The following is a 3,537-nucleotide window of genomic DNA, read 5'->3' on the forward strand; positions in this document are numbered from 1 at the left end:
TAGCGCAATACACATCAACCAAGCAGCATGAAACCTAACCAGGGTGCATCTTAGCTGGATCGAAAAACTGTTCAGAAAAACAGGACCACTTCAGACATCGGTACGATTTTTGAAAAGAAACCGTGCATCTTCGATATCCACCCCTGCCGGAACAGCTAAGCCTGCCAAATAACTATTTAAAACGCTTTCATACATTCCAAGTCTGATTACGATAATTGCATCCCTTGCAATTAACGCCATCAACTCGCCATCCAAAAAATCCGAATTTTCAGGTGGGCCGGTCAACTCTAGCCCGTCTGCTTTGTGTGGAACAATGCCAACTGAATCGTCAGGAACATATCCTACAAGGTATAATCCGAGAACATCTTCTCCTTCACGATAACCTCTGCATTCTATTACACGCGTTCCTGCCATCGCGCGTCGGTCAGCCGGAGTTTTGAAAACTGTATTAATTTTTTTGACTACATCAAATATCGTTTGACGCGCAGGCTGGTTCAATCGAAAAGCTCGTTCTGAAATAGCTAATTTCGTTTGCAGGATTTTACTAACTATTTCCTTCGCCACCGTCATCCCCCGAAGAACAAGAATCGTTTTGTTACTATCAAAGATATAAACGTATGTAGCAATATTGAATTTATGCCGCACTTTCTGCAATTACCCAACTAAAAGGCTAGATTAATTTAATAATTTTCGATTTTAGTGCAGCATAATTTCCTCTCGACATTTTTGCATCTGGCGCTATGGTCCACTCATGCAAAACAATCCTCAGCCATTCGCCCTTATTGGTTACATAATCGCGACAAGGTTACTTCTGCCGCATTGCTGTAAGACCCTTAAATTTAGCTGAATTTCAAAGGTGTTTCTGCTCGCGTAATGACTTCAAGTAAATCGGTGAATGCCTGTGTAATGATATGGGATTAACCGGTCACGCCCTCAGCAAGCCCTTGCAATAACCTTGCTGTTTTATGGAGTGACAAAACTTATTTTGTTCGCTTCATGGGGCAGCACTGCCTTTGGCACCTTTGACCTATCCACCCTGATATGCCCGATGCCTCGCGCGCGTATCATTATTCGTCCGCAAGTCAGTTATTTTGAACTGTAATCGTTTGCCGCCTATTAAGGGTAAAACCATCAACCGTTATTTTCTTCATCAAGACATTTAGAAAATAAGGCGCTGGCAACCATATCTTGATTCTCTCCCTTATAGTTTTTGAGCCCGCAGGCCGTTATCTCCAAACAATAATTTTCGTAGGTTCGGCGTTGCAGAATTTGGTTTTCAGGTGAGAGCACAATCACTCGTCCCGCCCGAGAAGGCTCTAACGACAGCTGTAAATATCTGTTCATTGCGTCAGTAATGCAGACTTCATATTTCTCATCGGCTATAGCCGGCCTGAAAAATAAGATTAACAAAAAGATACTAATAAAAAAACGTCTCATTACACCCTCGTTTTGACATACCTCATAAAATACTATCAATAAACGCTATCTCAAAGAAATCGACCGTCTCGCGCGTGCGTATTGGTCTGAAAACTATTTTTATAAGAGATTGCGCTTGCTTGTGAAGCAACCAAACCCCAATCGTAATAATGTGCAAATTACTTTATGGGAGCAAAAGTTTAAGACTATGAAAAATGAACTGCTACAATTTGCTGTAGACGATAATATTGAATGGTGCACGACTGTCTGTCAGAGCCATCAAGCAGATATACATCTCTCAAAAAGTGCATGGCTTAACCGTAAGCCTTCGCCTCGTTACTACCCCGATATAATCACTCGCGAACCACAAGCACAGGCAGCGACTTTAAAAGCCATTGATCAGTTTCGCACTCACAACCCTACACGCGGCTTAGGTGTTAAAGATAGCTACGGGGATATTGATTTAAAGCCTCAAGGATTTAGTTGCGTTCTGACTGGCGAATGGTATGGGGGGCATCTTCCAAGCAGCAAACAAATAACCTCCAATGATTGGCAAACTGTTCAGTCCACCGATGAGCTTGAACAGTGGGAAATCGCTTGGGGCGGCGATACTGATAACCGTATCTTCAAAAGTATTCTCTTGTTTAACCCTCGAATAAAATTCTGGTTTTTTAGAGAGAATGGTAACATTCATTCAGGCTTCATCTCATTCCATTCGGGAAAAAACATCGGAATATCCAATTGGTTTGCGCCTAAAGACTCTATATTTGAATTAAGTCTCTCTAAGAACATTGCGCCATATTTTGGTACTTTGCCGATTGTCTATTGGTTGGCAGAGAATGAAGAAATAAATTTAGGCACAACGGCCTCCCCCCTCGGATCGATGCGAGTATGGATAATACCTAATGCCTGAAACAAGAATAACATGCCCCACTTATGCGCTTACTGACCCCGAAAATCCTTTTTCGCTATGTGCGCTATAATTCCCTTGCATGCGTATTGCGCAGAAAAACTGACAGTCACCTATCAAAATGAAAAGCCTAATTGCCAGTCTGAGAAATTTTGTCGGAAGACGGTAGCATATTTATTAGGCAGCGTATGCTCTCACCAGTCCTATTAAAGGCGTGGCATTGATGGCACTTGCTTTATTTTAGGACTCACGCTTGAGTGAATAAAATTTAATTGCATCTACGCAAGGAACCAATATGACAGACACTATTCATTTTCAGTCTGGGAATATTATAATAGGCTCTAAGGTTGCCCGTTTCGGTTCCACTTCATACCCAATTGCTAATATTGGCAGCGTCTCAACTCAAGACCTAGGACGCGGTGCTGGTGCTTCGTGGGGAGTGTTCTTCATTTTGGTGGGCATAATATTTTTGGCTTTCCAACCAATGCTCGGATTAGGTATTATTACTGCTGGCACATATCTATTTTACAATTCAAAACACTCCACCGCTCTGCTATTGCGTACATCTAGCGGTGATGTTCAAGCGTTCCGTAGTCACGATCCAAAACTGGTTAACGACATGAAGGAAGCCTTGGAGGCTGCCTTTATGTCTAAGCAGTAGTCACACTCTACCAGAGTGAAATACTTTCTATCCGATATTGCCCGCTAAGAAACGGATCCTCAGCTTCATTTGTAACATATGGATTATCAAAAAAATCGACTGTTTTGTCTGATATGATAAAGGAAATAATTTGCGTGTATCATTGCTAATTGCACTTTTTGCGCCAATCACTCTTGCCAATGAGGCCAATGCTTTTTATTGCAGCGAACCCTCTGCCCCATTTTGCGCAACAAGGTTTGGTTCATTTGACGACCAATGGGATTTTGACCGATGCAAAAGAGAAATGGAAAGTTACAAAACTGAGGTCGAGGATTTTATTGAATGCAACAACCGAGCAGCCAAAGCCGAAGCAGAAAGAGCGGCTGATGAAGCGTTTAGCAAAGCTCAAAGAGAAAATGACGATGCCATTTCAGAGTACAGCAGCACTGTCGATGACTTTAACCGTCGAGCTCGATAGAGACTGTTTATTATTTTGTGTAAGTTGCCGCTTCTTTTACAAGTGATCTTTCAAACGATGATCAAAATGTATCGTAAACCAATTCATGGCTAA

At 42.0% G+C, this 3,537-nt stretch carries 5 protein-coding genes; 3 read left to right on the forward strand and 2 right to left on the reverse strand.

Annotation, left to right across the window (positions count from 1 at the left end; genetic code table 11):
• Positions 1-90: 90 nt before the first annotated feature.
• Together FHS77_RS15720 and FHS77_RS15725 are read right to left on the reverse strand one after the other, a co-directional pair.
• Positions 91-564, reverse strand: a complete 474-nt coding sequence (locus tag FHS77_RS15720; RefSeq protein WP_184224862.1) for a hypothetical protein — start codon at positions 562-564, stop codon at positions 91-93.
• A gap of 567 nt (positions 565-1,131) precedes the next feature.
• The gene (locus FHS77_RS15725; RefSeq protein ID WP_184224863.1) at positions 1,132-1,437 is read right to left on the reverse strand and encodes a hypothetical protein; all 306 of its coding nucleotides are present in this window, start codon (positions 1,435-1,437) and stop codon (positions 1,132-1,134) included.
• A 115-nt stretch (positions 1,438-1,552) separates the two neighbouring features.
• Here FHS77_RS15725 and FHS77_RS15730 point away from each other — a divergent pair, with 115 nt between their 5' ends.
• The 3 genes from FHS77_RS15730 (at position 1,553) to FHS77_RS15740 (ending at position 3,444) form a co-directional block, all read left to right on the forward strand.
• Positions 1,553-2,329: a hypothetical protein gene (locus tag FHS77_RS15730; RefSeq protein WP_184224864.1), complete on the forward strand. Its 777-nt coding sequence runs from the start codon at positions 1,553-1,555 to the stop codon at positions 2,327-2,329.
• Between the two features lie 292 nt (positions 2,330-2,621).
• Complete coding sequence (locus FHS77_RS15735) at positions 2,622-2,987, forward strand: DUF6232 family protein (protein ID WP_184224865.1); 366 nt, start codon at positions 2,622-2,624, stop codon at positions 2,985-2,987.
• Between the two features lie 130 nt (positions 2,988-3,117).
• Complete coding sequence (locus FHS77_RS15740) at positions 3,118-3,444, forward strand: hypothetical protein (protein WP_210307175.1); 327 nt, start codon at positions 3,118-3,120, stop codon at positions 3,442-3,444.
• The last annotated feature ends 93 nt before the right edge of the window (positions 3,445-3,537 follow it).

Origin of the sequence: Paenochrobactrum gallinarii (assembly GCF_014205685.1) — a bacterium.
GTDB classification, from domain to species: domain Bacteria; phylum Pseudomonadota; class Alphaproteobacteria; order Rhizobiales; family Rhizobiaceae; genus Paenochrobactrum; species Paenochrobactrum gallinarii.